General features: G+C 58.2%; 28 protein-coding genes and 1 rRNA gene. 15 read left to right on the forward strand and 14 right to left on the reverse strand.

Translation table 11 applies throughout. The annotated features are described in order from the left end of the window. From KYE_RS10725 to tyrS, 3 genes are all read right to left on the reverse strand, one after another. A 16S ribosomal RNA gene (locus KYE_RS10725) occupies window positions 1-91 on the reverse strand; the annotation flags it as partial. Window positions 92-213: 122 nt separating this feature from the next. After that, window positions 214-498 (reverse strand): hypothetical protein, encoded by a 285-nt coding sequence (locus KYE_RS10730; RefSeq protein ID WP_008173139.1) that lies wholly within the window; start codon window positions 496-498, stop codon window positions 214-216. A 65-nt stretch (window positions 499-563) separates the two neighbouring features. Next, window positions 564-1,766 carry a tyrosine--tRNA ligase gene (tyrS, locus tag KYE_RS10735; protein WP_008173142.1) on the reverse strand — a complete coding sequence of 401 codons (1,203 nt, stop codon included), beginning with the start codon at window positions 1,764-1,766 and terminating at the stop codon, window positions 564-566. A 304-nt stretch (window positions 1,767-2,070) separates the two neighbouring features. On the opposite strand from tyrS, the gene KYE_RS10740 reads away from it, so the two are divergent. Both KYE_RS10740 and KYE_RS10745 read left to right on the forward strand, forming a co-directional pair. After that, the gene (locus tag KYE_RS10740; protein WP_008173144.1) at window positions 2,071-3,480 is read left to right on the forward strand and encodes an OapA family protein; all 1,410 of its coding nucleotides are present in this window, start codon (window positions 2,071-2,073) and stop codon (window positions 3,478-3,480) included. Window positions 3,481-3,487: 7 nt separating this feature from the next. After that, window positions 3,488-4,585, forward strand: a complete 1,098-nt coding sequence (locus tag KYE_RS10745; RefSeq protein ID WP_008173145.1) for an anhydro-N-acetylmuramic acid kinase — start codon at window positions 3,488-3,490, stop codon at window positions 4,583-4,585. Window positions 4,586-4,604: 19 nt separating this feature from the next. Here KYE_RS10745 and erpA read toward each other — a convergent pair whose 3' ends face one another. The 4 genes from erpA to argC form a co-directional block, all read right to left on the reverse strand. After that, the gene (erpA, locus tag KYE_RS10750; protein WP_008173146.1) at window positions 4,605-4,958 is read right to left on the reverse strand and encodes an iron-sulfur cluster insertion protein ErpA; all 354 of its coding nucleotides are present in this window, start codon (window positions 4,956-4,958) and stop codon (window positions 4,605-4,607) included. Between the two features lie 63 nt (window positions 4,959-5,021). After that, window positions 5,022-5,507 carry a bactofilin family protein gene (locus KYE_RS10755; protein WP_008173148.1) on the reverse strand — a complete coding sequence of 162 codons (486 nt, stop codon included), beginning with the start codon at window positions 5,505-5,507 and terminating at the stop codon, window positions 5,022-5,024. A 1-nt stretch (window position 5,508) separates the two neighbouring features. After that, on the reverse strand, window positions 5,509-6,249 hold the full coding sequence (locus KYE_RS10760; RefSeq protein WP_008173149.1) for a DUF6776 family protein: 741 nt from the start codon (window positions 6,247-6,249) through the stop codon (window positions 5,509-5,511). A gap of 16 nt (window positions 6,250-6,265) precedes the next feature. Next, the gene (gene argC / locus KYE_RS10765; RefSeq protein ID WP_039881989.1) at window positions 6,266-7,303 is read right to left on the reverse strand and encodes an N-acetyl-gamma-glutamyl-phosphate reductase; all 1,038 of its coding nucleotides are present in this window, start codon (window positions 7,301-7,303) and stop codon (window positions 6,266-6,268) included. Window positions 7,304-7,457: 154 nt separating this feature from the next. On the opposite strand from argC, the gene KYE_RS10770 reads away from it, so the two are divergent. From KYE_RS10770 to KYE_RS10795, 6 genes are all read left to right on the forward strand, one after another. Beyond that, entirely contained in the window at window positions 7,458-9,233 is a 1,776-nt protein-coding gene (locus KYE_RS10770) for a chloride channel protein (protein WP_008173151.1), read from the forward strand. A gap of 3 nt (window positions 9,234-9,236) precedes the next feature. Further along, window positions 9,237-9,659 (forward strand): protoporphyrinogen oxidase HemJ, encoded by a 423-nt coding sequence (gene hemJ / locus KYE_RS10775; RefSeq protein WP_008173152.1) that lies wholly within the window; start codon window positions 9,237-9,239, stop codon window positions 9,657-9,659. Between the two features lie 41 nt (window positions 9,660-9,700). After that, a complete protein-coding gene (gene thiD / locus KYE_RS10780; RefSeq protein WP_081449807.1) occupies window positions 9,701-10,459 on the forward strand; it encodes a bifunctional hydroxymethylpyrimidine kinase/phosphomethylpyrimidine kinase in 759 nt (252 codons plus the stop codon). After that, entirely contained in the window at window positions 10,456-11,115 is a 660-nt protein-coding gene (thiE, locus tag KYE_RS10785) for a thiamine phosphate synthase (RefSeq protein WP_008173154.1), read from the forward strand. The genes thiD and thiE overlap by 4 nt, the downstream gene beginning before the upstream one ends. Before the next feature lie 15 nt (window positions 11,116-11,130). After that, a complete protein-coding gene (gene hemL / locus KYE_RS10790) occupies window positions 11,131-12,411 on the forward strand; it encodes a glutamate-1-semialdehyde 2,1-aminomutase (protein WP_008173155.1) in 1,281 nt (426 codons plus the stop codon). Window positions 12,412-12,738: 327 nt separating this feature from the next. Then, complete coding sequence (locus KYE_RS10795) at window positions 12,739-13,659, forward strand: lipase family alpha/beta hydrolase (RefSeq protein WP_008173156.1); 921 nt, start codon at window positions 12,739-12,741, stop codon at window positions 13,657-13,659. A gap of 34 nt (window positions 13,660-13,693) precedes the next feature. Here KYE_RS10795 and KYE_RS10800 read toward each other — a convergent pair whose 3' ends face one another. From KYE_RS10800 to KYE_RS10815, 4 genes are read right to left on the reverse strand one after another with little or no spacing between them, the layout of a single operon-like run. Further along, window positions 13,694-15,016 carry a tetratricopeptide repeat protein gene (locus KYE_RS10800; RefSeq protein ID WP_008173158.1) on the reverse strand — a complete coding sequence of 441 codons (1,323 nt, stop codon included), beginning with the start codon at window positions 15,014-15,016 and terminating at the stop codon, window positions 13,694-13,696. A gap of 53 nt (window positions 15,017-15,069) precedes the next feature. Continuing rightward, on the reverse strand, window positions 15,070-15,444 hold the full coding sequence (locus KYE_RS10805) for a hypothetical protein (protein WP_008173159.1): 375 nt from the start codon (window positions 15,442-15,444) through the stop codon (window positions 15,070-15,072). Further along, on the reverse strand, window positions 15,441-16,142 hold the full coding sequence (locus tag KYE_RS10810; RefSeq protein WP_008173161.1) for an anti-sigma factor family protein: 702 nt from the start codon (window positions 16,140-16,142) through the stop codon (window positions 15,441-15,443). Before KYE_RS10810 ends, KYE_RS10805 begins: the two co-directional genes overlap by 4 nt. Window positions 16,143-16,152: 10 nt before the next feature. Then, window positions 16,153-16,740: an RNA polymerase sigma factor gene (locus KYE_RS10815; RefSeq protein ID WP_008173164.1), complete on the reverse strand. Its 588-nt coding sequence runs from the start codon at window positions 16,738-16,740 to the stop codon at window positions 16,153-16,155. Window positions 16,741-16,964: 224 nt separating this feature from the next. On the opposite strand from KYE_RS10815, the gene KYE_RS10820 reads away from it, so the two are divergent. Beyond that, complete coding sequence (locus KYE_RS10820; RefSeq protein WP_008173166.1) at window positions 16,965-17,900, forward strand: DUF4382 domain-containing protein; 936 nt, start codon at window positions 16,965-16,967, stop codon at window positions 17,898-17,900. A gap of 59 nt (window positions 17,901-17,959) precedes the next feature. Here KYE_RS10820 and KYE_RS10825 read toward each other — a convergent pair whose 3' ends face one another. Together KYE_RS10825 and mrcB are read right to left on the reverse strand one after the other, a co-directional pair. After that, the gene (locus KYE_RS10825) at window positions 17,960-18,541 is read right to left on the reverse strand and encodes a tetratricopeptide repeat protein (RefSeq protein ID WP_008173175.1); all 582 of its coding nucleotides are present in this window, start codon (window positions 18,539-18,541) and stop codon (window positions 17,960-17,962) included. After that, entirely contained in the window at window positions 18,538-20,868 is a 2,331-nt protein-coding gene (mrcB, locus tag KYE_RS10830; protein WP_039881991.1) for a penicillin-binding protein 1B, read from the reverse strand. Before mrcB ends, KYE_RS10825 begins: the two co-directional genes overlap by 4 nt. Window positions 20,869-21,025: 157 nt before the next feature. On the opposite strand from mrcB, the gene KYE_RS10835 reads away from it, so the two are divergent. The 3 genes from KYE_RS10835 to KYE_RS10845 are packed head-to-tail and all read left to right on the forward strand — an operon-like array spanning window position 21,026 to window position 23,353. After that, window positions 21,026-22,576, forward strand: coding sequence for a bifunctional aminoglycoside phosphotransferase/ATP-binding protein (locus tag KYE_RS10835; protein ID WP_227497817.1), 1,551 nt, complete (start codon window positions 21,026-21,028; stop codon window positions 22,574-22,576). 40 nt (window positions 22,577-22,616) lie between these two features. Further along, window positions 22,617-22,985 (forward strand): pentapeptide repeat-containing protein, encoded by a 369-nt coding sequence (locus tag KYE_RS10840; protein ID WP_008173179.1) that lies wholly within the window; start codon window positions 22,617-22,619, stop codon window positions 22,983-22,985. Next, the gene (locus tag KYE_RS10845; protein ID WP_008173180.1) at window positions 22,982-23,353 is read left to right on the forward strand and encodes a Rieske (2Fe-2S) protein; all 372 of its coding nucleotides are present in this window, start codon (window positions 22,982-22,984) and stop codon (window positions 23,351-23,353) included. Before KYE_RS10840 ends, KYE_RS10845 begins: the two co-directional genes overlap by 4 nt. On the opposite strand, the gene sfsA is transcribed toward KYE_RS10845, so the two are convergent. Then, on the reverse strand, window positions 23,337-24,068 hold the full coding sequence (gene sfsA, locus KYE_RS10850; RefSeq protein WP_008173181.1) for a DNA/RNA nuclease SfsA: 732 nt from the start codon (window positions 24,066-24,068) through the stop codon (window positions 23,337-23,339). The two genes, KYE_RS10845 and sfsA, sit on opposite strands and share 17 nt — an antisense overlap. Before the next feature lie 179 nt (window positions 24,069-24,247). On the opposite strand from sfsA, the gene dksA reads away from it, so the two are divergent. The 3 genes from dksA to KYE_RS21635 all read left to right on the forward strand — a co-directional run bounded on the left by dksA (window position 24,248) and on the right by KYE_RS21635 (window position 25,849). Beyond that, on the forward strand, window positions 24,248-24,688 hold the full coding sequence (gene dksA / locus KYE_RS10855; RefSeq protein ID WP_008173182.1) for an RNA polymerase-binding protein DksA: 441 nt from the start codon (window positions 24,248-24,250) through the stop codon (window positions 24,686-24,688). A gap of 61 nt (window positions 24,689-24,749) precedes the next feature. Then, on the forward strand, window positions 24,750-25,622 hold the full coding sequence (gene gluQRS / locus KYE_RS10860; protein ID WP_008173183.1) for a tRNA glutamyl-Q(34) synthetase GluQRS: 873 nt from the start codon (window positions 24,750-24,752) through the stop codon (window positions 25,620-25,622). Between the two features lie 50 nt (window positions 25,623-25,672). After that, window positions 25,673-25,849: a hypothetical protein gene (locus KYE_RS21635; RefSeq protein WP_008173184.1), complete on the forward strand. Its 177-nt coding sequence runs from the start codon at window positions 25,673-25,675 to the stop codon at window positions 25,847-25,849. The last annotated feature ends 167 nt before the right edge of the window (window positions 25,850-26,016 follow it).

Here is a 26,016-nt window from a genome sequence, read left to right on the forward strand (position 1 = left end):
ATCTAGCAAGCTAGATCTGTTACCGCTCGACTTGCATGTGTTAAGCCTGCCGCCAGCGTTCAATCTGAGCCATGATCAAACTCTTCAGTTTAAATCATACAAGAATCCGAAGATTCTCTATTCTTGCTCAAGACAAAACTCAATTTCGACGAGTCACTGTCCTGATATTTCATATCCGAAATACCTCGGCCAGCGCCCACACGAATTACTTGGTCAACTTTTTAAAGAGCGTTTGAGCTGTTGCTCAATCAAGGCCGCGTATTCTACATCGTAGCGCCGCCTTGTCAACCGTTTATTTTCGATATTTTCCGTCTCCGGAAAGCGCCGAAAAATGACCCGGCTTACTGCTTGTTTCGAGGCGCGCATTCTACAGTGAATCGCTTGCCTGTCAACTGCTTTCTGAAGAATTTTGAAACTCATTTTCTTCAGCGCTTTCAAACAGTTATCTTTCGATTCCTCAGTCGCCTCAGCGGTGCTCCCCTCGAAAGAGATGCGCATTCTACAGACCTGCCCGAGGGTGTCAACGGCGATTCTGAAAAAAACTCAAAATCGCCCCAAATCGATCAGACAGTAATCAGAACCCGGGCGATCTTCTTCTTGCCAGCCTGGATTACGCAATCATCGCCTTCCACAAACATCCGATCGCCTTCGAATTTCTGACCATCGACAAATACCGCACCACGCCCCAGGACATCCCGGGCTGCCGCGCCGTTCTTGACCAAACCCGCCAGGCGAAGCACCGCCGCCATCGGAATCTCGGACTGACCCTCTAAAGGCACTTCGACAGTCGGCACATTGTCCGGGATCTCGCCGAGCGCCACTCGGTTACCGGCGGACTTGTGGGCAGTGCGAGCTGCCTCCTCATCGTGGAACCGGGCAATAATCTCTTCCGCCAGCAACTTCTTATAGTCCTGCGGGTTAGCACCATCGGCGACAGCCTTACGGAACTCCTCCACCTCTGCAAGCGGCCGGAAGCTCAACAGCTCGAAGTAACGCCATAGAAGATCATCCGGCATGGAAAGCAACTTGGTGTACATCTCACCTGGCGAGTCATTCACGCCCACATAATTGCCCAGAGACTTGGACATCTTCTGAACACCGTCGAGCCCCTCCAAAATCGGCATGGTAAGGATCACCTGGGGCGATTGACCGTAGTGCTTTTGGAGAATTCGCCCCATCAGAAGATTGAACTTCTGGTCGGTCCCGCCCAGCTCAACATCGGCCTCCATGGCGACAGAGTCATACCCCTGAACCAACGGGTAAAGGAACTCGTGAATCGCAATCGCCTGCTCGGCGCGGTAGCGCTTGGTGAAGTCATCCCGCTCCAGCATTCGCGCAACGGTGTATTGCCCGGCAAGCTTGATCATATCGGCGGCGCTCATCTTACCCATCCAGTCGGAATTGAACATGACGCGCGTTTTCGCGGGATCAAGAATCTTGAACACCTGCTCTTTATAGCTGACCGCGTTCTCGGCGACCTGCTGCTCTGTTAGAGGAGGACGCGTGGCGCTTTTCCCGGTGGGGTCACCGATCATTCCGGTGAAATCTCCAATCAGAAACATCACCTCGTGACCAAGATCCTGAAACTGCCGCAGCTTGTTAATAAGAACGGTGTGCCCAAGATGAAGGTCCGGCGCAGTGGGGTCGAAACCCGCCTTAATCCGCAGCGGACGACCTTCCTTCAATTTTTCGATGAGCTCATCTTCCGGAATGAGTTCGTCTACGCCTCGCTTGATTATCGCCAACGCTTCATCAATGGATGCCATGAACAACACGTCCCCGCTTTGATCTTGGAAAGATTCTGTCAGTTACAGAGTTCAACAAAAGAAATCTGTGAGTTACCTGTTCCCCTGCTACTATATGCTGACCAGATTTTGGCCAACACCGACTTTGCAGGGCGGCGTATTATAACAACGCTGTCAAAAGAAATCCGGAGGATGGAGCAGCAACCGTAATGTTCCACGCTGTCCCGCATGCATTTTATACGGTAATCTGTTGGACTATACTTGAACAACAGCTTTAATTAGGTAGTACAAGCTGCCGTAATACCGATTAAAACGGGTGCGATACGTGCTGAAAATGTTTCCTAAAACTCACATTACCATTGCTGCCGCGGCTACCGTTGTTGTTACCGCTGCCATTCTCATGAGCCCCAGCAGCAACGTTGAAGCCAAACGGATGTCCTATGCCCTGGATCTGGAGCAAGGCACCGTTTCCGAAACCGGCGCAGCGCCTGAGCAAGCAATGCCGACAGAGGCTCCCGTTGCGGACACCCAGCCGAAAGCGCCTGAATCCGATGTCCTGACAGAGGCTACGCAGCAGGCAAGCGTTTCCGCTCCCGAGCAACCTGTCGCTCCGAAGTTGCCGGAAATTGAATGGCAAACCTTCGCGATCAAGTCTGGTGACACGCTGTCCTCCCTGTTCAAGAAAGCTGGCTTTAACGACGGCATCATGCTTTCGGTTATTCATGGCGACGGAGAGGCCGAAAAACTCCAGCGCCTGTACGCCGGCGAAACCATTCGTTTTGCGACAACCGAAGACGGTGGGCTTGCTGCCATCGACTTGCAGAGAAACCGCCTGGAAACCCTGAAGATTACCAAAGAAGGCGAAAGCTTTACCGGCGAAACCGAAGTTCGCAAACCGGAAGCGCGGCCAGCCTTTGCATCAGGCACCATTGACGGCTCCCTCTATCTGGCTGCGCGCGAAGCGGGCCTCAACGACAGCCTGACCATGGAGCTGGCAGGCATCTTCGGCTGGGATATCGACTTTGTCTACGACGTCCGGAAGGGCGACCAGTTCGAAGTGGTTTACGAAGAACTCTACCTAGACGGCGAAAAGTTCGACACCGGCCGGATCCTGTCTGCACGATTCGTTAACCGCGGCGAAGAAAACCTCGCACTGCTTTATACCGACAGCAATGGCGACAGCGATTACTACGCTCCCGATGGCAAAAGCATGCGCAAGGCATTCCTGCGAACCCCCATCAATGCCCGGATTTCTTCTCCGTTCAACCTTCAGCGCCGCCATCCCGTTCTGGACGTAGTACGTCCGCATGAAGGCACCGATTACGCAGCGCCTCCCGGAACTCCCATCAAGGCGGCAGGTTCCGGTCGGGTGAAATTCGCAGGCTGGAAAGGTGGTTACGGACGAACTGTCATCCTCCAGCACGGCGACAACATCACCACGCTGTATGCACACATGAGCCGCCTGGGTAAAGGCATCAAGAATGGCACCCGAGTCAAGCAGGGCCAAACCATCGGGCATGTTGGTTCATCGGGCATGGTAACCGGACCTCACCTGCACTATGAGTTCAGGCTGAACGGGTCGCCGCGCAACTCCCGCACGGTCAAGTTGCCGGACGCCAAGCCCATTCCGTCTTCCGAGATGGCCCGATTCAAGCAATTCACCGAACAGCGAATCGCGCAGTTTGACGTGTTCCGCGAGAGCTATCAGCAACTCGCACTGGCTTCAGACGACTGAGAAACAAATGGAAGCCTGGATTGGGTTGATGTCGGGCACCAGCATGGATGGCATTGATGCCGTGCTGGTGTCTTTCCAGAACAACACCGTACATATCCACGCCTCGCACACGACTCCCTACCCCGATCAAATTCGCCACCGGCTGCTGGCCGCCAGCCAGAATCACGCCGCGCCTGACGAAATCGGTGAACTGGATACCCTGGTCGGCACCCTGTTTGCCCAGGCGGCGAACGACGTTATTCAAACGTCCGGCTTTGACCGGGCGACAATTCGCGCCATAGGCAGCCACGGACAAACGCTTCGTCACCAGCCTTCCGGCACAGCACCCTTCTCGATCCAGATTGGCAATCCTTCCGTGGTATCCGAAGTCAACAACATTACGACGGTCGCAGATTTCCGGAGACGGGATATGGCCGCTGGGGGCCAGGGAGCGCCGCTGGTTCCAGCCTTCCACAAGGCATTTTTCAGCTCGGAGACAGAGAACCGCTGTATTCTTAATCTCGGCGGCATTGCCAATATCACCTGGCTCCCGGCCAGCACCACCGCGCCTGCAACCGGTTTCGACACCGGCCCGGCCAATGCACTGATGGATGCCTGGTGCCTGGACCAGACCGGGCTTCCGTTTGACAGCGACGGCCATTGGGCGCGCGAGGGATCGGTTAACGAGGAGCTTCTCGAGGACATGCTTTCCGATGCCTACTTCTCGAAGGCACCCCCGAAAAGCACGGGGAAAGAGCGGTTCAATCTTGACTGGGTCAAAACACTGGTAGGTCGCCACCCTGAGATTCCGACCGAGGACATTCAGAGGACCTTGCTGCAGCTGACCGTCAACAGCGTTGTTAACCAACTGCCTGAAACCAAGGATGTTCGGATCTACGTATGTGGCGGCGGGGCGCGAAATCCACTCCTGATGGAAGAGCTCGGCAAGGCTCTGCCGGAGGCCAGCCTGTCACTGACCTCGGAACTGGGGGTCGACCCTCAAATGGTGGAGCCTGTGGCGTTTGCCTGGCTGGCAAAACAGGCTTTCGAAGGTAAGCCGGGAAACCTTCCTGACGTAACCGGCGCGGCCGGCCCTCGCATTCTGGGTGCTATCTACCCGGCCTGAAATCTTTTCGGATCAGAGATCAGATAGAGAAGGAACTGCCACACCCGCAGGTGGAACTTGCATTGGGGTTCTGGACCACGAACTGTGAGCCCTGCAGGCCTTCCTGATAATCAATCGTAGCGCCCACCAGATACTGGTAACTCATCGGATCCACCAGAAGAGAAACGCCATCACGCTCGATCACGGTGTCCTCCTCATCCTGGCTTTCATCAAACGAGAAGCCGTACTGAAATCCGGAGCAGCCCCCGCCCGTCACAAAGACGCGGAGTTTGAGTTCGGGATTTTCTTCTTCCTCGATCAACTCACGTACTTTGGCAACGGCACTGTCACTGAAGAACAGCGGTGTAGCTATTTGTTGCTGAACTGCGCTCAAGTTCGCCTCCGGATTATCGTGAACAACTCAGGCGATTATGGTATTCCTGACTAAAACAATCAACTATTCGGACTTTCCACCATCGTCCGCACCGCTGGGCTCCCCTGCCGAATCGCCAGCGGAAGCCTGCTTTTCACCGGACACGGCGGCTTTGGAATCCTGGGATAGCAACCCTACCGGCTCCCGCTGATGCACCAGATTTCCGTTTACAGACGCCCCCATCGCCATTTCAATGAGGTTGTAGTAAACGCTTCCATTGATAGAGGCTTTTTCCGCCAGTTCAAGATGTGCCGAGGCGTAGACATCACCATTCACGGTTCCGTTGATAATGACGTGCGGCGCATTGATATCACCCGTCACTTCGCCAACTTCTGAAATCCTCAGTACCGCGTCGGTGCCCTCATCGGCAACGACCTTGCCACGAATCCGGCCATCCACGTGAAGCCCACCGCTGAAATGCACATCGCCTTCAACCGTCGTACGGGAAGAGATCAGGGTGTCAAAATGGCCCGTGGGCCGGCGCGGCTTCTGCTTTTTCTTGCCAAGCATGTCAGTTCTCCGTTAAATCGTCCCAGTTAAAGGTGCGCTCGGCTTGCGAGGATTTTTTTCCCTCTGCCTGGGCAACCACCTGGATCTCAAGCGGTTCAAATTGTTCCGGCAGTTTCAGGGAGCCTTCGACATCCTGAAAGTACCGGAAACGGAATTTCACACCGAGATCGGCTATGTCCTCCGAGAGATCACGCAAGGCGATGACCTCTTTTTCCTCATCCCGCAAACCAATGACATTGACTGCCACCACACCGGAAATGTAGCTCTTGTTGTTGCCGACCTGGGTCAGCACCAACTTGAAGTCATAACTGTCCTGATTGCGAGCCCGAACCAGTGAAAAGCTGTCTACCTGAAGCCCCTTGCTGGTTTCCGACGGAGCCATGATGTTTTTATAGAAAGTCAGGTCCGATTGCAGTGACACAATGCGGGTTTCCAGATCCACAATGGTTTTTCGCGCCTGGTTCAGGGCCTGCTCGTCAATCGCCTGCCCACGCTCAAGGTTGATAAGCTGCTGCCGGGCCTTGCGATAATCATCCCGGAGCTTCTCGACCTCGTTTTCCAGCACCTGGTTCGACTCCTCGGCACTGGAAAAACGGAACCCGCCCTGGGCGAGCCCAGCGGCATACCCCACGACCGCAGCTACCACGGTAAAAACCAGAAGGATGGTGGTTCTGCGCAGGCGATAACCCGGTCGATGCCGGATGACCACATACTCTTCAGCCGGCTTTCGCTGTTCGCTCACAATCTTCCCTTGGGTATCAAGGCAAAAGCGCCGGGGCCTCAAGCCCCATGGTTTCTTTCAGGCCAAACATGATGTTCATATTCTGGACCGCCTGCCCGGCTGCACCTTTAACCAGGTTATCAATGACGGAAGAAACAATAACAACGTTGCTCTGTTCCTGCCTGTGCAGTGCCATGCGACACTGGTTCGCCCCACGCACGCTCCGGGTTTCCGGATGGCTGCCGAAAGGCATCACATCGACAAAAGGCTCGTCATCAAAACGCTGCTCGAACAGGGCCTGGAGCCGATCAAAGTCCGCCGGATTCTTCAGCTCGGCGTAGAGCGTCGCCTCGATGCCGCGGATCATCGGAATCAGGTGGGGCACGAACGTCACACCCACATCCCCGCCAGCAGCACCGCACAAACCCTGGCGGATTTCGGGCAGATGACGGTGCCCCGAGGCGCCGTAGGCCTTGAAGCTTTCACCGATCTCCCCGTGGAGCATGCCGATCTTGCCCTGCCTGCCCGCGCCGCTGGCGCCGGATTTGGCGTCGGCGATCAGGCGCTTTGGATCCACCAGTCCCTGCTCCAGCAACGGGAGGAATCCCAGCTGAACTGCAGTCGGATAGCAACCCGGATTAGCCACCAGTTGAGCAGTGCGGATTTCATCGCGCACCACTTCCGGCAAACCGTAAACCGCCTTCTCCGCCCATTCCGGGCTTTCATGGGCCATGCCATACCAGTTGGCCCAGACATCCAGATCCTTCAGACGAAAATCGGCGGACAGATCCACTACACGCACGCCGGCCGACATCAGTTCCGGAACCATTCTCATGGCCACACCATGAGGCGTGGCGAAGAAAACCAGATCGCAGTCTCCAAGCACGGCTACATCCGGCTCCGAAAACGCCAGGTCATAATGGCCGCGCAAATTGGGATACATGTCCGCTACCGGCATGCCCGCCTCAGACCGGGAGGTAATGCAACTGACCGAAACTTCAGGGTGAACCGCGAGGATTCTCAGCAGTTCCACACCGGTGTAGCCGGTGCCTCCAACGATGCCTACTCTAATCACCATTTTCTCCAGCGACGTCGTATCAGAATTAAGAGCTTTGACGCCGTAGTCTACCATGATAAACCAATGACTTATTGCAGCCCTCAGGGCGACCGTTACAATGTTGTCAGAATCTTTCTGACAGTCCACCCAAATCCACCGGAACGCTGGCCTCATGCAGAAAATCTGGCACCAGATTACCGAGCATCTGATTCCTGTTTTCCGGCGCCGACTGTCCGGTGTTGATGCATTGCCACAACTGGCCGTACTCGGCCTGTTATCCGGGTTGATTACCGGCGGCGTGATCCTGGTTTTTCGGCTGGCTATCGAATGGCCGCTTGAGCATTTCCTGCCCGGGAATGGCTCCGAATCCTTCGAACAACTGGACCTGATTACCCGCGGGCTCCTGCCCCTGGCTGGCGCCCTCGGTCTGGGGCTGCTGATGCATCGTCTGGCCACCCATGACCGCAAGGTCGGGATTGTGCATGTGATGGAACGCCTGAACTACCACCAGGGCTACATTTCCATGCGCAGCGCGATCGTGCAGTTCATCTCGGGCGTTGCCACCGTGGTCAGTGGTCAGTCGGCGGGTCGTGAGGGGCCTGCCGTGCACCTGGGAGCGGCTTTTTCCAGCCTGATGGGCCAGTGGATGCGGCTTCCGAACAACAGCATCCGGACACTGGTGGCCTGCGGTTGTGCGGCCGCCATTTCAGCCTCTTTCAACACGCCGATCTCCGGCGTCATCTTCGCCATGGAAGTGGTGATGATGGAATACACCATTGCGGGTTTTACACCGATTATCCTGGCCTCTGTCAGCGCTGCCATCGTTACTCAGGCGGTCTATGGCACAGAGCCGGCCTTTAACGTGCCGGCGCTGACCATGAACTCGCTAACGGAAATCCCCTGGATACTCGCCATAGCGGTGATTATCGGCATTTCGGCCGCGCTGTTTATCCAGCTGGTTGACACTATGGGCAAGCATCACCACCGCCCAGTGCTGTTGCGCATCACGTTTGCGGGTCTTCTGATGGTGCCATTTGCCATTTTTATTCCGGAAACCATGGGTATCGGTTACGACACCGTCAACGAAACCATTAACGGCGAACTCGGGTTCTGGCTCCTGCTCGGAGCCGGGGCCGCCAAACTGGTGATTACATCGCTCTCCATCGGGCTGGGCATGCCAAGTGGCGTGATCGGCCCCACCCTGTTTATGGGGGCAACCCTGGGCGGTGCGATGGGATTGATTGGTGCCCAGATCATGCCGGAACACGCCTCATCGGTTGGCTTTTACGCCATGCTGGGAATGGGTGCCATGATGGGAGCCGTGCTTCAGGCGCCGCTTGCTGCTCTGATGGCGTTGATGGAGCTAACGCGAAACCCCAACATCATCCTTCCAGGCATGCTGATTATTACCACCTCGAGCCTCGTCACCAGCGAGGCCTTCGGCAAAAAGTCACTGTTCCTGACCATTCTCAAAAACCAGGGGCTGAGCTACCAGAATTCTCCGGTGATTCAGGCCCTGCGACGGGTGTCGGTTGGTGCCATCATGGACCGCAGCATACTGCGTACTGAACGCCATCTGACAGTAGAGGAGGCCCGCAAGGTTCTGAAGTCCGAACCCAAATGGCTGGTGGTTGAGGGCAGTAACGGGCCGACCGCCCTGTTACCGGCGGTGGATCTCGCCCGATATCTGGAGGACACCGAAAAGCTGGTGTCCGAGGAAGAGATCGAACCGCCGGAGTCCATTGACCTGATGGACATACCTGCGAACCGTCGCGACGTGGCCCCCGTGCAATACCAGGCCACCCTGGAGGAGGCATTAAACGAGTTCGATGCAACCAACGCCGAGGCCCTCTACGTACAACGTCACGTCGCGCCAATGATCCAGCGGGTATACGGCGTGGTGCTGAAAGCCGATATCGAGAGTTACTACCAATACCGACGGAGCTGACGAATGCTGTGGGTGAAAGCCTTCCATATTATTTCACTGGTGTGCTGGTTCGCCGGCATTTTCTATCTGCCCAGACTGTTCGTCTACCACGCGGCCTGCGAGGACGAGCCCGGTCGTGAGCGCTTCAAGATCATGGAACGCAAGCTTTACCGGGGCATTACCACCCCTTCAATGGTCGCCACCGTCGTCTTCGGTGTCTGGCTGATCAGTTACAATGCCTCCGGCTATTTCAGCCAGGGCTGGATGCATGCCAAGCTGTTTCTGGTGGCCATTCTGATCGTTTACCATTTTTATTGCGGGCACCTTGTAAAGGTCTTCCGGGACGACCGGAACACCAGAAGCCACGTGTTCTACCGGTGGTTCAACGAACTGCCGGTGTTGATTCTTCTGGCCGTTGTTATCCTGGCTGTTGTCAAACCGTTTTGAGGAGCTGAGTCATCAAACGCTACACCCGACCACAGGTTCTGATTCTTTCCGGCCTTGATCCGTCCGGCGGCGCCGGCATTCAGGCCGACATCCAGGCCGTCACCTCCCTTGGCTGCCATCCCTTGCCGGTTCTTACCTGCCTCACCGTGCAGGACACCCGTAACGTGTATGGCGCCGAGCCCGTATCGGCAGACCTGATCCGAAAACAACTCCAGTGTCTCGCCGATGATTCCCCGATTCATGCCATCAAAACCGGTGCCCTGGGCAATGCTGCGGTGGTGGATGTGCTCGTAGATTTCATCCGTGAACATCCGGGCATTCCCGTGATTACCGACCCGGTGATCAAAGCCGCAGGGGGCGGTGATCTAGCCGACGACGAACTGGTCAGCGCGATGAAGGAGAAGCTCTTTCCCGTGGCCGAAATGATCACGCCCAATGGCGTCGAACTGGCCATGCTCGGCAACAGTGAAGACGCCGATCAGGCCGCCGACAATCTGCTGAAGGGCGGCTGCGAATCCGTGCTGGCCACTGGTGGACACGGCACCGGCATTCACATTATCAACACGCTCTATAACCACGCCCCGGAGCCCATGCGCTGGGAAATTGAACGAATCGGTGGTGAGTACCATGGCACCGGCTGCACCCTGGCAGCGGCCATTTCTGCCGGCAGGGCCTCCGGGCTGTCGCCCCGAGCCGCCATTTCCCAGGCCCAGAACTACGTTCATCGCGCCATACTCCACGCCCTGGAAGTCGGTAAAGGCCAGCCGGTGCCGGATCGAGGTATTCTGTGGGAGCGATGAGTAAAGGGCTGCGCCCGGGGCTCTACGCCATTACCGACAGCGTACTGACACCACCCGAAACACTGATCGAATCGGTTGAGGCTGCGCTTCGGGGCGGCGCGGTCATGGTACAATATCGCGAAAAGAGCGCGCCGATGGCTGAACGGATTTCCCAAGCGGTCAGTTTGCAGGCTGTATGCCGAAATGCGGGCGTTCCGTTGCTGATCAACGACGATCCCGATCTCGCAAAACGGGTCGGGGCTGCCGGCGTACACATGGGTCAGACGGACGGCTCAGTGGCAGCGGCCCGCCGCCTTCTCGGTGATGAGGCCATAATCGGCATAACCTGTCACGCCGATCTCGCACTTGCACAGGCTGCTCTGGGGGCGGGCGCGGACTATCTGGCGTTCGGGCGATTTTATACGTCGTCGACCAAACCCGGCGCCCCGGCAGCGCCTCCCGGTGTGCTGACCGACGCGAAGCGTTTCGGCCTCCCGATCACCGCCATCGGCGGGGTAACCACAGACAACGGCGAACCTCTTATCCGTGCCGGGGCCGACATGCTCGCCGTGGTAGGCGGCCTTTTTGGCGGCGACACACATGACATTGAGATGCGAGCCAAAGCGTTCGAGCGCCTGTTCGCAAGCCATCATCCACTTTTTTCACTTCCGGAATAACAGGAGCCCAGATCCATGACGCACTCCGAAACCCTGTTCGAGCAGGCCCAGAAATACATCCCCGGTGGCGTGAATTCTCCGGTCCGGGCCTTTCGAGGCGTTGGCGGCACGCCGATTTTCTTCAAGCACGCCCAGGGCGCCTATCTTTACGACGAAGACGATCAGCGCTACATCGATTACATCGGCTCCTGGGGCCCCATGATTCTTGGCCACGGTGACCAACGCATCAAAGACGCCCTGCATGCGCAGGTTGATCTGGGCGTTGGCTATGGTGCGCCGACCGCCCTCGAAACCGAGATGGCCAAGAAAGTGTGCGAACTGGTGCCATCCATCGAACTGGTCCGCATGGTGAATTCGGGTACCGAGGCCACCATGAGCACTGTCCGCCTGGCGAGGGGCTACACCGGTCGCGACAAGATCGTGAAGTTCGAGGGCTGCTACCACGGCCACGTGGATTCACTGCTGGTCAAAGCAGGCTCCGGCGCCCTCACCCTGGGCGTGCCGAATTCCCCGGGCATCCCCGCCAGCCTGGCTGAGCACACCATCACGCTGACCTACAACGACATGGACAGCGTTCGCGAATGCTTCCGGGAGATGGGCGACCAGATCGCCGCGATTATCGTAGAGCCGGTCGCTGGCAATATGAACTGCATTCCACCGGTCCCAGGCTTCCTGGAGGGGTTGCGGGAAGTGTGCGACGAGCACGGCACCGTGCTGATCTTCGACGAAGTAATGACCGGGTTCCGGGTTTCCCTTGGCGGCGCGCAGGGGCTGTATGGCGTAACCCCGGACCTCACCGCACTGGGCAAGGTGATTGGTGGCGGACTTCCGGTCGGCGCCTTTGGCGGCAAACGGGAAATCATGGAACACATCTCACCATTGGGACCGGTTTACCAGGCAGGCACCCTGAGCGGTAACCCCCTGGCCATGTGCGCCGGCCTGACGACACTGAACGCAATCTCCGAGCCCGGTTTCCACGACCGGCTGACCGAGAAAACCAATGCCGTTCGCGACGGCCTGAAAGAAGCCGCTGACGCCACTGGCATCCCTTTGACGGTCCAGAGTGCCGGGGCCATGTTCGGATTCTTCTTCACCGAGGAAAGCTCTGTTACCCGCTTTGACCAGGTGATGGGCTGTGATGTCGAACGCTTCAAGAAGTTCTTCCAGGGCATGCTTAAAGAAGGCGTATATCTGGCACCATCCGCCTTTGAGGCTGGCTTTACGACAGCGGCACTGTCCGAACAGGACATCGCCGATACGGTAGCGGCGGCCAAAAAGGTCATGGCCACGCTCTGATATTTCCGCTGTCCTCATCGCTGCCCCGCAGGTCGGAACATGTCCTGCGGGGCCACCAATGTGATGGGCATCACAGTTCCACGGCGAACACCCCTGACTGGCCTCTTGTGCCGTTGACTTACCATCCCGCCTGATCAAATGTTGATCTAATCTCTACCGAGATGCTCTGACGGCACCAATCTAACAAACACAAGAATCAAGTCAGCGCACGGAAGCACTCGGTCTGCCTACAGGCAGATGCAGTACGAGCAGGAAGTCTCTGGAGCAACCCGTTAGGTTGAGCCGCAGTTTGAATAACAAACACAACATCAAACTGTAGGAACGACAATGAAACTCTGGATCCAAGCAATGGCCCTGGCCCTGACTGTGGCCTGGTCGGCCCCCTCCGCCGCCTGGTGGTGGGACTCTACCCCTTCAAACTATACGGATACTCGCTACCCGGTTGTGCTGGTGCATGGCATGTTCGGCTTTGATTCCATTGCCGGCGTGGACTACTGGTACGGCGTCGCCGAGGATCTCCGCAAATACGGCGCTGATGTCTACACCACTCAGGTGCCCGCCCTGGACAGCACCATTGCTCGCGGTGAAGCGCTTCTGCTGCAGGTACAGGCGATCGCCGCGGTGCACGGCAAGGTCAATCTGATTGGCCACAGCCACGGGGGCCCCACGGCCCGTTACATCGCCAGGGTGCGGCCGGATCTGGTCGCCTCAGTGACGTCCGTCGGCTCGCCCCATAAAGGCTCGCCGGTCGCCGACCTTATCTACGGCTCCCCTGCCGAAAGCCTGGCGGCCAGTCTGGGTAATGCATTGGGTGGGCTTATCGATCTGCTGTCCGGTGGCGGTTATAACCAGGACCTGCGGTCAAGCCTGGAATCCCTCACCACTCAGGGCAGCGCCGAATTCAACAACTTTGCCCCTGCTGGGATTCCAACCACCGCTTGCGGTGAAGGCGCCTACTCGGCAAATGGTGTCCGCTTCTACTCCTGGGGTGGCACCGGTGTTCTGACCAACGTTCTGGATCCGTCCGACGCGTTGTTGGGCACCACCAGCCTCGCCTTCGGCTTCAGCCAGAACGACGGTCTGGTAGGCCGCTGCAGCAGCCGCTTTGGCAAGGTTATCCGGGATAATTACTTCATGAACCATCTGGATGAAGTGAATCAGGCGTTGGGCCTGCACAGCCTCTTCGAAACTGATCCAAAAGCGGTTTTCAAGCAACACGCCAACCGCCTGAGAAACGCAGGACTGTAACGGGTAGCCCGCCTTCTGGCTTTGCCTTGCAGAGCTAGAAGGCCCCTTCGAGGGTGAACATCAGGGTCTGGCGCTGATAGTCATACTGCGACAGACTGCTTCTGTTATCCCGAACCAGCCACTCCCCCCGGACCAGCCAAAGGCTGTCCAGAGACTTTTCCGCCAGCAATCCGATCTCCAGACGGTTATCTGTTCTGCGACCGCTCTCGCCTTCCCCGGACACCACTTGATGGGCGTCCCGGTATCGACTGTGGCGAACAGAGCCCATCGTTCCGAATACGATATCTGGCCGCCAGCGGTAGCGACCGGCAAACTCCAGTGTGTGGTGGGTAGGTGAGACACTGATAAACTCACTGGTTGTTTGCAGATCCCGCCGGTCATTGATTTCCAGTGAGTAGTCGCCGTCCAATCGCCAGGGTCCCAGGTACTTCCGCGCATGAACGCGTGCCCGATACCACTGTCCGTCATAGGCCTCGAAGCCTGAACCACCATTCACGGTAGCCGCCGCCAGGGCAACTCCACACTGATCCGGGGCTACGGGTAGCGAACACTCACGCCAACGATAAAACCCCTCGATGCCGTATCGGGTCTCAAGGGATTCGCTGCCAAACCAGGACTTCACCAACGACACCAGAGCGCCGCGCTCAACTGCAGCGAGGGTCTCAGACCAGGCCAGTCGTCCCTGCAACACCTGAGTGTCGTATTCTTCATCGGACGTATGTTCCCGGGAGTAGGCGGCAGCATCGAGGGCAAGCCGTGAGCGGGTGCCGACTGGCCGCTCGTAGGTTCCGGCAGCCAGCGCCTCGAGGAACACCCCACCTTCACTCGACGCCGTATCCTCGGGCAGGCCGGCAATATTGGAATCGTAACCGCCCGAGATACCCAGATAGCCGCGAATGGAGGGCTGACCGGCCGACGACGGAACTCCGCCGGCCAGTCTATTCAGTTGCGCCCGAGCCAGTGTCCGAATCTTATCCGGAGCGCTCTCGGCCGAGGCCTGCTCGAACCAGCGACGGGCTTCGGCAGACTCCTCCGTGGCAAGCGCGACCAGACCGAGGTTATAACGCGCGAGGGCGCCATTGGAGCCGTCGAGCAAGGAACGGAAGGCAGATTCAGCGGCGCCATAATCGCCCAGCTGGTAGCAGACAACACCGAGGTTATAGAAAAGCGAGGGAGATCTCAGGCCAGCATCAACGGCCCTCTGGAAGCGCTGTTTCGCGGCGTTCAGGTCTCCTGCTTCAAAGGCTTCAACGCCGGCACGGAAATCCTCCATGCCGGCTTCCGTTTCAGCCGCCTGAAGAATCATCGTGGGCATTAACAACAGGATCAGGGACAGGGCGCGCCAAAATACCAGCAAACAGGTTTCTCCGGATTAATCCACGCGGGGCAGGTCCGGTTATGTATCCGGTTTCAGCGATCCAGCCCTGGTGCATCCGGCAGCTCTGGGCGTTCCGGCCGCTCCGGTAACTCAGGCTTACCCTTGATCAGCTCCCGGGATTGCCTGGCTTTTTCGGACATGGACTCACCAAACTCGCGCCCCCTTTCTCGGGCTTCACTCGCCGCATCCAGCCCGCGAGAGCCAGACTCACCCGGATTCCCGGGTTTTCCGATAGCGCGGGGCAACTCGATTTCCCGCACTACCGAATCGGTGAGTTCTGCGTCGTCAGTCACCATGCGCATGGTAACATCCAGATCATCATTAGCCAGTGTTGTCGCCGGGACCCAAAACCCCAACATCAGCAATCCGACCAACCTGGCGCTCAATACGAACCTGCAACCTGTCATGATTCGGGATCCTCGACCGGGCGTTGTGGGTATTCGGGAATCGGGGCCCGAAAGGTTTTCTGGCGCTCTCCGGTGTCCAGTCGGGCCACCAGTTCTCCAGAACCAGGGAATAGTAACTTCAATGGCAACGACAGTACGTTCTCACCCGCATCAAGGCTAACCTGCCAGCTAAGCTCTCGCTGACCCGGCCAGGAGGCCACCTCCACATTGGGCGGCAGCTCCAGAGTCAGCGTGACATCTTCCAGGGCTTCACCGGAGTGGAAGGCAAGACGCACGAGTTTTTCAACCGGTTCGGCAATTCCGTTTGCCGACTCTTCAGCGGCACTGTCCGAGGACGCCGAGGACGCGACAACAGGCTGGGCGCTATCAGTCACATCATCGGGCTGGAACAGAAAGCCCAGGCCGATACCCAGGGCAAGAGCCGCCGCAATGGCGCCACCCAGTGCCCCGTGACTCCATCCGGACTCCGGTCTGGCTTCGCCTCGGGCAGAGGACAAAACACGGCTGTGAAAATCAGGGGAAGGCCCAGGGACTCTGAATTGCTCCTGCAACGCCCGGTTCAGAGACCGCTCCGAGGCAAGCCTCTCTCTGCACGACGTGCAGGCAGCAACGTGCTCCTGCACCCGGTCACGGGCGGGGGCGGAAAGCTCATTGTTGATGTAGGCGGGTAGATCCACCCGGATTTCATTGCAGGACATTGTCTTCACCTCACTCCCCCACACGTCCGGCCGGCTCGGTTGGTTCCAGCTCCCGCTGCAATTTCTTTCGCAGGGCGGCCCGACACCTGTGCAATCGCGATTTCACGGTTCCCAACGGGATGTCCAGCACCTCCGCGATGTCTTCCTGGCGCCAGCCGTCCACATCATGAAGCAACAAAAGAGTTCGCTGATCGGGCGTCAGAGTCATCATGACCCGATCCAATGCCGGTCCAAGGCGCGACTGCTCCAGTTGCAGATCCGGGCCAACACTGTCGGATTCGAGGCTGTCCAGCCAATCGGCCTGGCTTTCACTGCCGACCAGCTCCGTCAACGGGCGGTCACTCTGTCGGTTCTTACGCCGCACCTGATCAATAAACTGCCTGTAGAGCACCCGATTCAGCCAGGGCCTTAGCTGGTCAACGCTTTCCAGCTCATCAAGCTTTGGGAATAGCTTGACCACCACATCCTGAACCAGATCCTCAGCATCCTGTTGCTGACCCGCCAGACGGTAAGCAAACCGGTACATCGCATCCAGATGGGGCCGCACCAGAGCGTCAAAACGCCGGGACTTCGAGGGCTTGAAAGGAAAAATTGCCAAAGCCGTTGTTTACCTGCGTGGGTTCATGCCAGCGGCGAAGTCTATCTCAAGTCGCCGGGCCGATGCATTGGCCGCGTTCCCGATCTGACGATTCAACGGTTGCCCAGACATTAGGGAACGTTAACAAAATTTCCGGAACTCTGCCCTCTACCGCAGCGTGAGGGTGGAGTCAGGTAGCGATGTTGCTTCGCTATGAGTCCAGCAAATAAACCTTGGAGGTTTATATGAAACGTTCGGTTCAACTTATTGCCATTTCAACTCTTGCTGCGGGCATGGCGGCCTGTGGTGGCAGTGGTAGCGACAGTTCAGCGTCTTCGGGCACCGGAACAGTGTCCTTCGGTATTACCGACGCCCCGGCCATGGACCTGAGCAATGTCACCATTGCTTTCACGGAAATTCGTTTAAAACCCGAGGAAGGACAATGGGTGGAATTTCCCCTTGAAGGCTTCGAACAGGTGAATCTGCTGGATCTTCAGGGTGGCCTGAGCGAACCTCTGATTACAGATGAAGAAGTACCTGCCGGCACATACACCGAACTTCGACTGATTGTCGACACGGATAACTCGTTTGTGAAGCGCGAATCTACAGGCGACAGCGAGTACTCACTGGCAGTTCCGTCTGGCGAGCAAAGTGGCCTCAAGCTTAAGGGTGAATTCCTGGTGGCCGCAGACACAACCACCAACTTCACCATCGACTTTGACGTGCGCAAGTCCATCGTCGACCCTCAGGGTAAGGCCCTGGCCGACTATATGCTGAAACCGTCCCTGAGACTGGTCAACAACCTTGAGGTTGGCTCTATCAGTGGACAAGTTGATGTGGCGCTGATCCGCTCGACGCGCCTCGAAGACGACGGTGTGGCTGATTGTGAGTATGACGGCGCTGTTTACGTCTTCTCTGGTGAGAATGCCGAAACCTCAGATCTGAATGTAAACAATGAGGAAGGCAACCCTTTAATGATTGTGCCGGTTGAGCTCGATGATGAATCTAGCCTCTACAGCTATACGGCAGCATTCCTGCCAGAGGGTAACTACACCATCAGTTACAGCTGCCAGGAGGACAACAACGAGGAGGATGACAACCTTGACTTCGAGGGAACACAGAGCCTTGAGGTTGTTGCCAACCAGACAACCGAAGCCGAGCTGATTCCTCTGGTCGAATAAGCACCTGTCCTGGCAGTCGGTCGCTGAACAACAGGGACCGCCTGCCAGGCAAGAAACAGTTAGAGTGCGGCGGCCCTTTCCTCGGCCTGATCCGCACCCGCCACATTACCTCGAGCCCGGCGAATATCCGCCAGCAACAGCCAGCCGGCTCTCTGCAGCCGAATATCACTTCCCGCCAGGGACAACCCCTTCAGGGTGAACTGCTCCGCTGAGCCCAACTTATTACCCGCCACATAGGCCTCGGACAACTTGAAATACACCTCCGCAGATCGGGGGGCGATCCGCTGTGCGCGCTCGAGGCGTGCGATAGCGCCAGAGATGTTACCTTGGGCCAACAGCTGATCGGCCTCACGTACCAGGCTGAGCGCCGCCGGTGAGAGCCCATCCCCGGTTTCCCGATAGCTAGGGGAGCTGGACCGGGCCGGTTCCCGGGTTTCCGGAGCCACCTCTGGCTGTTCGCTCTTGCGCCACACGGGGGCTTCGCTTTCTTCGCTATCAGTACTGGTTCTGGGTGGTTCCGGCGCCTTGGCCGGCTCACTGCCGATCGGCACGTAGATTCCGCCTCCTGGCCCGGAAGCACAACCGGCCACGGACAGCAGCGTGGCGATCAGGGCAGTCCTTAACGAAAGTCGGTCAATCATTGAAACAGTCCTTCAAACCAACCCCGGATTCGACGTTCCAGAGTTCCGGAGCATGAAATTGTCTGCGTGGGTTCACTACCAGCAATGTAGGGCAGCAGACGGGCATTGTCGCAGTATTCGTCTGTGAGTGCCTGCTGCTCCGAATTCACCCAGTGATAACTGACCCCGTCGGGTACCACCGGCGAGAAGCCGTGCTGGGGAACCTGCGCCATAAACCTCGACCACACCGGCAGAGCGCCACTGGCCCCGGTCAGTGAAGTTGGCCCGTTATCATCCCGCCCAACCCAGGCCACCGCAAGCAGGTCGCCACTGAACCCGGCAAACCAGGAGTCCCGACCATCATCGGTGGTGCCGGTCTTGCCGGCAAGACTGAGCTCTTCAGGCACCGTGTAATAGGCAGAGCGTCCTGTCCCCTCCTGCATGGTTTCCTGCATGGCGTATTGCACCAGGTGCACGGCGGCGGGATCGGCCACTTGCTCAACTTCAAGACTGTAACGGGATAGCGCCTCACCGCCGGCGTCCGTGACTTCACGGATCGTGCGCAGCGGCGTATTGAAGCCGGATGTCGCCAGCCCCTGGTAGATCTGCGCCACGGTCACCGGGCTCATGGAAACCGAGCCCAGAAGCATCGACGGGTAACGGGAAATCGGGGTATCGACTCCGAACGCTGTCAGCGTCTCCTGCACCCGATCCACTCCGATATCCAGCCCGACACGCACGGCAGGCAGGTTGTAAGAGCGGGACAGGGCCTTGTGCAGGGGTACTTCGCCCCGCTCCTCGCCATCGTAGTTCTTGGGCTGCCAGCGTTTGCCATCGTCGAATTCCAGGGTAAAGCTCTTATCCAGCACCGGTGTGGTCAGGGTATACCTCTCCGGCTCCTGCAACGCCGACAGATAGATAAACGGCTTGATCAACGACCCGATGGGACGGTTGGCATCCAGTGCCCGGTTGAACCCGGCAAATTGCGGATCGCGGCCACCCACAAGTGCCAGCACTTCCCCGGAATCCTTCGCCGTTACCACCAGAGTCGCTTCCAGCGCCTCGGCATTCTGCCCGCCGCCCAGCCTCGGGAGGGTATAGGTTACCGCATACTCTGCCGCGTACTGGATCGCCGGGTTCAGGGTCGTGAAAATCCGCAAACCTTCACTGCGCAGATCCTCTTCCTTGTAATCGCGGGCAAGGTGTCGCCGGACCAGATCGATATAGGCCGGGTACCGATTTTCCGAATACGACGGGCGCTCACTGACGCCCAGCGGCAATCCACGAGCCCTGGACGCGCGCCCCGGCTCAATGAGGCCGGCCTGTTCCATTTCAGAAATCACCAGATTCCGCCGCTCGGTTGCGCGCTCCGGGTGGCGGCGCGGATTGTAGTAACTGGGGCCTTTGACCATGCCCACCAGCAACGCAATCTGATGCACATCCAGATCCTTGAGGGATTCGCCAAAATAGAACTGGCTGGCAAGACCGAAACCATGAATGCTGCGCGTACCGGCTTGTCCGAGGTAGACCTCGTTCAGATAGGTTTCGAGGATATCGTCTTTTTCATAGTGCAACTCCAGGAGCACCGACATCAGCGCTTCGTTGGCCTTTCTCACCAGCGTCTGCTCTCGAGTCAGAAAGAAGTTTTTCACCAATTGCTGGGTCAGCGTGCTGCCACCCTGAACGATGCGCCCGGCCTGGATGTTGGCAAGCATGGCCCGGCCAATAGAAAGTGGCGCGATGCCGAAATGGTCGTAGAAATTACGATCCTCCACCGCCATCAGAGTGGTGGGCAACAGGGCCGGCACTTCATCCAGCTGAACCAGCACCCGGTCCTCCTTGTGCGCCGGGTAGATGCCGCCAATTTGCGCCGGCTCAAGCCGCACAATCGGGGCATTATCGCCTTCAATCACCGAAAAGCCCTGAACCCGATCGCCAGATATCATCAGTGAGATCCTGCGACTGGGTTCATCGCCGTCCGGGAAGGAAAAGCCCCGCGTACTGATCACAAAGCGATTGCCCGTGCGCTGGTAACTGCCGGATTTCCTGCCGTCACCCTTACGGAAACCGGAGAGGCTCAGTTCCCTCTCCAGGGCGCCGGCACTGACGCTGGCGCCATCGAAAAGCTCCAGAGGGCGCGCGTAAACCCGGGACGGAACCTCGAAACGCCGGCCCTCGAAACGGGAGGTCACCACGGCATCGAGGTAAACCATCCAACCAGCCAGCAAAACGAGACCGATGGCACATAACCGGAACATAAAACGCCAGAACCACGGCCGGCGACCGTTGTTGGAGGAACGTCTGGAGGGCTTTCGCCTGGGGCTGGAAGATGCTTTGGATTTTTTCATGCCGCGATTATAACGAAGGGAGCGGTGAGGAAGGCAGGCCATCCGTGTGTTATTTCTGTAATCTGCCCGTTATGATAGAGCAAGAAAAATCAATAGGTTCAGGGAACGCGAGGAGAGCACGGTGAGTGAGACATCCCCAGGCAAGCTGATTCTGGCCATGCAGAATCCAGACCTGTACGACCATCCTGTCGATGGTTTCCAGGTTATCGAAACTCACATCTCACAGGTGATCCTGACCGGTGACTACGCCTACAAGATCAAGAAGCCCATGGATTTCGGCTTCCTGAACTTCTCCACCCTCGATCGCCGAAAGCATTTCTGCGAGGAGGAGCTCAGGCTCAATCGACGCCTGGCGGAAAAACTGTATCTGGAGGTGGTGCCTATCACCGGGACGCCGGAAGCCCCTATTCTGGATGGCGAGGGCGAGGCTTTCGAATACGCCATCAAGATGCGCCAGTTCGGCCAGGATCAGCTTTTCGATCGCCTGCAGGAACAGGGGGAGCTGGCACCCGAGCTGTTGACCGATCTTGCCCGGCAGGTCGCCGCCTTCCACGATCAGTTACCGGCCGTGCCGGACGAAAAACCGCTTGGCACCCCGGAAGCCGTGTTTGCCGCCATGCAGGAGAACTTCGACCAGATCCGTCCGATGATTGACGATTCGGATCTGCTTATGCAGCTGGACAACCTCCAGGCCTGGACCGAATCCACCTTCGAGCGCCACCGGGAGCTGATTGCCCTTCGCCGCGCCAGCGGCATGGTGCGGGAATGCCATGGCGACCTCCATCTCGCCAATATCACCCGCTTCGAGGACGCGGTAACGGTTTTCGACTGCATTGAGTTCAACGAACCGTTCCGATGGATCGACGTGATCAACGATCTCGCGTTCCTGTTGATGGATCTGGAGTCCCGTGGGGAGAGCGCCCTTGCCAATCAGGTGCTCAATACGTACCTGGAATACCGCGACGACTTCGAAGCCCTGCCCTTGTTGCCGCTTTATAAGGCATACCGGGCTATGGTGCGCGCCAAGATAGCCCTGTTTACCATGGGCAACCCGGGAATCACGGACGCCGAGAAAGCCGATCTGATGCAACGTTATCGCGACTATGCCCAACTGGCAGAGGATTACGGCACCATCCCCAACCACTACCTGTTGGCTACAACCGGCCTGTCCGCCAGCGGCAAGACCTGCGTCAGCGCCGCCATGGCAACCGAGCTGGGGCTGATCCGCCTGCGTTCCGATGTCGAGCGCAAGCGCCTGCACGGGTTGGCGCCACTGGAGAGTTCCCGCTCACCGACCGGTGGCAACCTGTACACGGAGGAAGCAACAGAGAAAACCTATCAGCGGCTGGCCGAGCTCGCCGGCCACGTTCTGGCAGCCGGGTTCCCGGTGATTGTGGACGCCGCCAGCCTGAAACAGAAGGAACGGTCCTTGTTGGCATCCGTAGCCGAGGCCCAGGGTGTGCCCTTTACTCTGATCCATTGCGAGGCACCGGAAGACCTGCGCCGGGAGTGGATCCGCAATCGCAAGGGCGATGCCTCCGAGGCAACCGAGGAATTGCTGGACGCCCAGCAAACCTGGTTTGAACCGTTAACCGCGGAGGAGAAGAGCCACACCATCCACCTTCACACTGACCAGGAGCATGTGGCAGAGGCGGTGGCCGACCGGATCCGCCAACATCTGGGTATCCCCGGCGGCAAGGCCGACTAAGAACAACAACTGGCTCCCACTGGCGAGCGCGAGGTTCGATATGGACGATAAAAGCGAACACGAAGTACATCAGATCAGCCACCCGCTCTACGATATTCTTCGTAGCGAGGACATGCAGGCGTTCAATGCCGAAAAGGCAAAGCTCACAGAGTTGCCCAGTTTCGCCCATGGCGATTTCCGGGGTCTGGATCTGAGGGGGATGGATGCCAAGGGACTGGATTTCCGCCACGCCTACTTTCGCGGTGCCGACCTGCGAGGTGTGGACTTCTCGAAATCCAGGATGGAAGGCTCAAGCATCGCCAGCGCCAAGATTTCCGGCTGCTATTTCCCGCACCGCCTGGAAGCTGATGAAATCGTCATGTCCCTGAACCACGGGACCCGCATGCGCTACGCCATATTGCCGAAATGAGCAGTAACCCGAATTCCTGGCAGCCCGTCTGTCCGGCATCCGAGCTGACATCGGGCCAGTTTGTCGAATTCCGGCTCCGGGAGAAGGCCCGGGAGCCGGAAGGCATGCCGTTAACCGGCTTCCTGTTCCTCGATGGCAGCACGCCCCGTGCCTATCTGAATATTTGCCCGCACCTGGGCGTTGAACTGAACTGGATGCCGGGGCGATTCATGGATTCCGACAACCTGTTCATCCAGTGCTCGACCCACGGCGCCCTGTTCAAGCCCTCAGACGGCGAATGCATTGCCGGGCCCTGCCAGGGCGATGCGCTCACCCAGCTGGACCTGCGGGAGCGGGACGGCCAGATTGAGGTCAGACTTCCAGAATAACGGGCACCGATTCGGTCAGGGTCAACACACCTGTTGGCGTGCCGTCGCTCTCGCTCAGATCGGCACGATAGGCGATCACTTCCACGCCAGAATCGCAGGCCTCCCGCAGTAACTCACCGTATTTGCGATCAATGTGGTCGGCCGGGCGGACGGCTTGAATGCCGGTGTGATTGACCACGAATAACAGCACCGCGCGATCACCCTGCCGGACCTGGGCCATCAGTTCCCGGAGGTGTTTCTGGCCGCGCTCGGTCACCGCATCGGGGAAAAAACCCTGAGCATCTTCCGCCAGCGTGACATTCTTGACCTCCACCCAGGCATCGGCCGCGGTGTCATGGCCGGAAAGCAGCAGGTCGATCCGGCTCTTCTCCGAACCGTACTTAACCTCGGCGCGGCACTCGGAATAGCCGGCCAGCTCCACCACGGTGCCGGCCTGCACGGCCGCCCGGGCCTGGCTGTTCGGCCGGGCGGTGTTCACGCAGGCCAGTTGCCCGGGCGAGGTTTCCACCAACTCCCAGGTGTACTGGAGTTTGCGCTTGGGGTTATCGCTATGGCTAAGCCAGACTCGCGCGTCCTCCGGCTGACAGCCCAGCATGGAGCCGGTGTTCGGACAATGGGCCGTAATTTCTGAACCATCCGGCAGACGCACGTCTGCCAGAAAGCGTCTGTAGCGGCGGATAAGCCGGCCTTCAACCAGCGGTTCTGGAAACTTCATGTGATCTCCGTACAAAAGTCGATGTCACAAGGCTGGCACCCCCGTGACTAATCTGCTATTTTCCGCAAATTCCCGTTTCAGGACGAATGCTTCATCCAGGGTACAACCGCGCAGCCACGGGGGCTCACGCGGAGGGAAGCAAACCGTTCTTGTGAAGTACAAACAAGAGGCCGGGTTCAATGGCAACTACTGCAGAACAACCACGCGAACGTTTTACCAACTTCACCCCCTATGAAATGAAGAAGGGTGAAGAGTACATGAGTGCGGAAATGCTCCAGCACTTCAAAGATCTGCTGCTGCAATGGAAGCAGGAGCTGATGGAAGAAGTCGACCGCACCATGCACCACATGCAGGAAGACGCCGCAAATTACGCGGATCCCAGCGATCGCGCAACCCAGGAGGAAGAATTCAGCCTGGAGCTGCGTACCCGCGACCGCGAGCGGAAGCTGATCAAGAAGATTGACCAGACCATCGACCGCATCGACAAAGACGACTATGGCTTCTGCGATCAGTGTGGCGTGGAAATCGGTATCCGCCGTCTGGAAGCTCGACCAACAGCCACCCTGTGCATCGACTGCAAGACACTGGCCGAGATTCGCGAACGCCAGACCGGCATCTGAGCCTACTACGCAACAGCTGCCGGTTGGGGCTCTTCCCAGCCCCGCCGGCTGACTGACCGCCATGAACAACCCTCACTACCGGGGCCGGTTTGCGCCCTCTCCGACAGGCCCGCTGCACTTTGGCTCCCTCGTTACCGCACTTGCCAGCTTTCTGGAAGCCCGCAGCCAGGGCGGCCAGTGGTTTATCCGCATTGAAGACCTGGATCCTCTGAGAGAGCCGCCGGAGGCGACCGGCCAGATCATTGCCAGCCTTGACGCCCACGGGCTGTTTCCCGACGAGCCGGTACGCTTTCAATCCAGACGTCACGACGCCTATCAGCACGCCGTTAACCGGCTGCTTGAAAGCGGCTACGCGTATCGTTGCCAGTGCTCGCGCAAGGAATTGCAGGCCAATGAGGGGCGCCACCCGAACCAGTGCCGCACTCGCACAGAAATCGACGGTGACCGGCCATTCGCAATCCGCTTTGCCCTCGAAGACGAAGACTGCCACTGGCAGGACCAGCTGCTGGGACCCCAGCACCAGACGGTGCAAGCAGAGCTTGACGATCCGGTCATCCTCCGCAAGGAGGGGTTCTACGCCTATCAAATGGCGGTGGTGGTCGATGACATTGATCAGGGCATCACGGACGTGGTGCGTGGTTCGGATCTGCTGGACATGACGGCGCAGCAGCAACAGATTTATCGTGCCCTGGGTGCTCTTCCTCCACGCTGGCTTCACATCCCGGTCATACTCAACGCGCAGGGGCAGAAGCTGAGCAAGCAGACCCATGCGCCAGCTCTTGATGATGACAAGCCTGTCGACAACCTGTTCATGGCGCTCGTTGCTCTTGGTCAGAACCCGCCTGCCAACCTTGCCAGCGGTTCGCTGGATTCGCTGCTGGAGTGGGGCCGGAGTAACTGGCGACGGGGCGCCATCCACCTGACATCCCGGTGAGGGACATGGTATAAAGCCCTTCTCACACCTCAGCGCGGATAGCATGCCTGATGTATATCTACCGTCTGGTCTTCCTGTTGGTACTGGCCATCTATATCTTTTCTCCCAACATCCTTGACTGGTGGACTTCGCCGGGAAACGTCTGGTATAGCCCCTACCTTATCTGGGCCGGGCTGATCGCCATCGGTTTCTGGCTTGAATGGCGGCGGGACCCCAATGAGTTTTAGTCCCTCCGGCCTGCTGCTCGCCAGCCTCCTGTATCTGATTCTGCTGTTCGGCATCGCCTGGTTTACCGAAAAAGGCATGGTCCCCCGGCGCTGGGTTCGCCACCCCCTGGTTTATGTGCTCAGTCTGGGTGTCTATGCCGGCATATGGGCGGTCTACGGCGCGGTTG

It is taken from the genome of Marinobacter manganoxydans MnI7-9, assembly GCF_000235625.1.
Lineage (GTDB): Bacteria > Pseudomonadota > Gammaproteobacteria > Pseudomonadales > Oleiphilaceae > Marinobacter > Marinobacter manganoxydans.

What these genes read in the sequence shown, in the direction of transcription:
- gluQRS (WP_008173183.1), top strand. Translation starts at nt 24,750, where the DNA reads ATGAACAACCCTCACTACCGGGGCCGGTTTGCGCCCTCTCCGACAGGC.
- hemL (WP_008173155.1), top strand. Translation starts at nt 11,131, where the DNA reads ATGACGCACTCCGAAACCCTGTTCGAGCAGGCCCAGAAATACATCCCC.
- KYE_RS10730 (WP_008173139.1), bottom strand. Translation starts at nt 498, where the DNA reads ATGCGCATCTCTTTCGAGGGGAGCACCGCTGAGGCGACTGAGGAATCG.
- hemJ (WP_008173152.1), top strand. Translation starts at nt 9,237, where the DNA reads ATGCTGTGGGTGAAAGCCTTCCATATTATTTCACTGGTGTGCTGGTTC.
- KYE_RS10745 (WP_008173145.1), top strand. Translation starts at nt 3,488, where the DNA reads ATGGAAGCCTGGATTGGGTTGATGTCGGGCACCAGCATGGATGGCATT.
- mrcB (WP_039881991.1), bottom strand. Translation starts at nt 20,868, where the DNA reads ATGAAAAAATCCAAAGCATCTTCCAGCCCCAGGCGAAAGCCCTCCAGA.
- KYE_RS10755 (WP_008173148.1), bottom strand. Translation starts at nt 5,507, where the DNA reads ATGCTTGGCAAGAAAAAGCAGAAGCCGCGCCGGCCCACGGGCCATTTT.
- dksA (WP_008173182.1), top strand. Translation starts at nt 24,248, where the DNA reads ATGGCAACTACTGCAGAACAACCACGCGAACGTTTTACCAACTTCACC.
- KYE_RS10840 (WP_008173179.1), top strand. Translation starts at nt 22,617, where the DNA reads ATGGACGATAAAAGCGAACACGAAGTACATCAGATCAGCCACCCGCTC.
- KYE_RS10795 (WP_008173156.1), top strand. Translation starts at nt 12,739, where the DNA reads ATGAAACTCTGGATCCAAGCAATGGCCCTGGCCCTGACTGTGGCCTGG.
- KYE_RS10845 (WP_008173180.1), top strand. Translation starts at nt 22,982, where the DNA reads ATGAGCAGTAACCCGAATTCCTGGCAGCCCGTCTGTCCGGCATCCGAG.
- tyrS (WP_008173142.1), bottom strand. Translation starts at nt 1,766, where the DNA reads ATGGCATCCATTGATGAAGCGTTGGCGATAATCAAGCGAGGCGTAGAC.
- KYE_RS10810 (WP_008173161.1), bottom strand. Translation starts at nt 16,142, where the DNA reads ATGTCCTGCAATGAAATCCGGGTGGATCTACCCGCCTACATCAACAAT.
- KYE_RS10825 (WP_008173175.1), bottom strand. Translation starts at nt 18,541, where the DNA reads ATGATTGACCGACTTTCGTTAAGGACTGCCCTGATCGCCACGCTGCTG.
- KYE_RS21635 (WP_008173184.1), top strand. Translation starts at nt 25,673, where the DNA reads ATGTATATCTACCGTCTGGTCTTCCTGTTGGTACTGGCCATCTATATC.
- sfsA (WP_008173181.1), bottom strand. Translation starts at nt 24,068, where the DNA reads ATGAAGTTTCCAGAACCGCTGGTTGAAGGCCGGCTTATCCGCCGCTAC.
- KYE_RS10805 (WP_008173159.1), bottom strand. Translation starts at nt 15,444, where the DNA reads ATGACAGGTTGCAGGTTCGTATTGAGCGCCAGGTTGGTCGGATTGCTG.
- KYE_RS10835 (WP_227497817.1), top strand. Translation starts at nt 21,026, where the DNA reads ATGCAGAATCCAGACCTGTACGACCATCCTGTCGATGGTTTCCAGGTT.
- thiE (WP_008173154.1), top strand. Translation starts at nt 10,456, where the DNA reads ATGAGTAAAGGGCTGCGCCCGGGGCTCTACGCCATTACCGACAGCGTA.
- KYE_RS10770 (WP_008173151.1), top strand. Translation starts at nt 7,458, where the DNA reads ATGCAGAAAATCTGGCACCAGATTACCGAGCATCTGATTCCTGTTTTC.
- KYE_RS10820 (WP_008173166.1), top strand. Translation starts at nt 16,965, where the DNA reads ATGAAACGTTCGGTTCAACTTATTGCCATTTCAACTCTTGCTGCGGGC.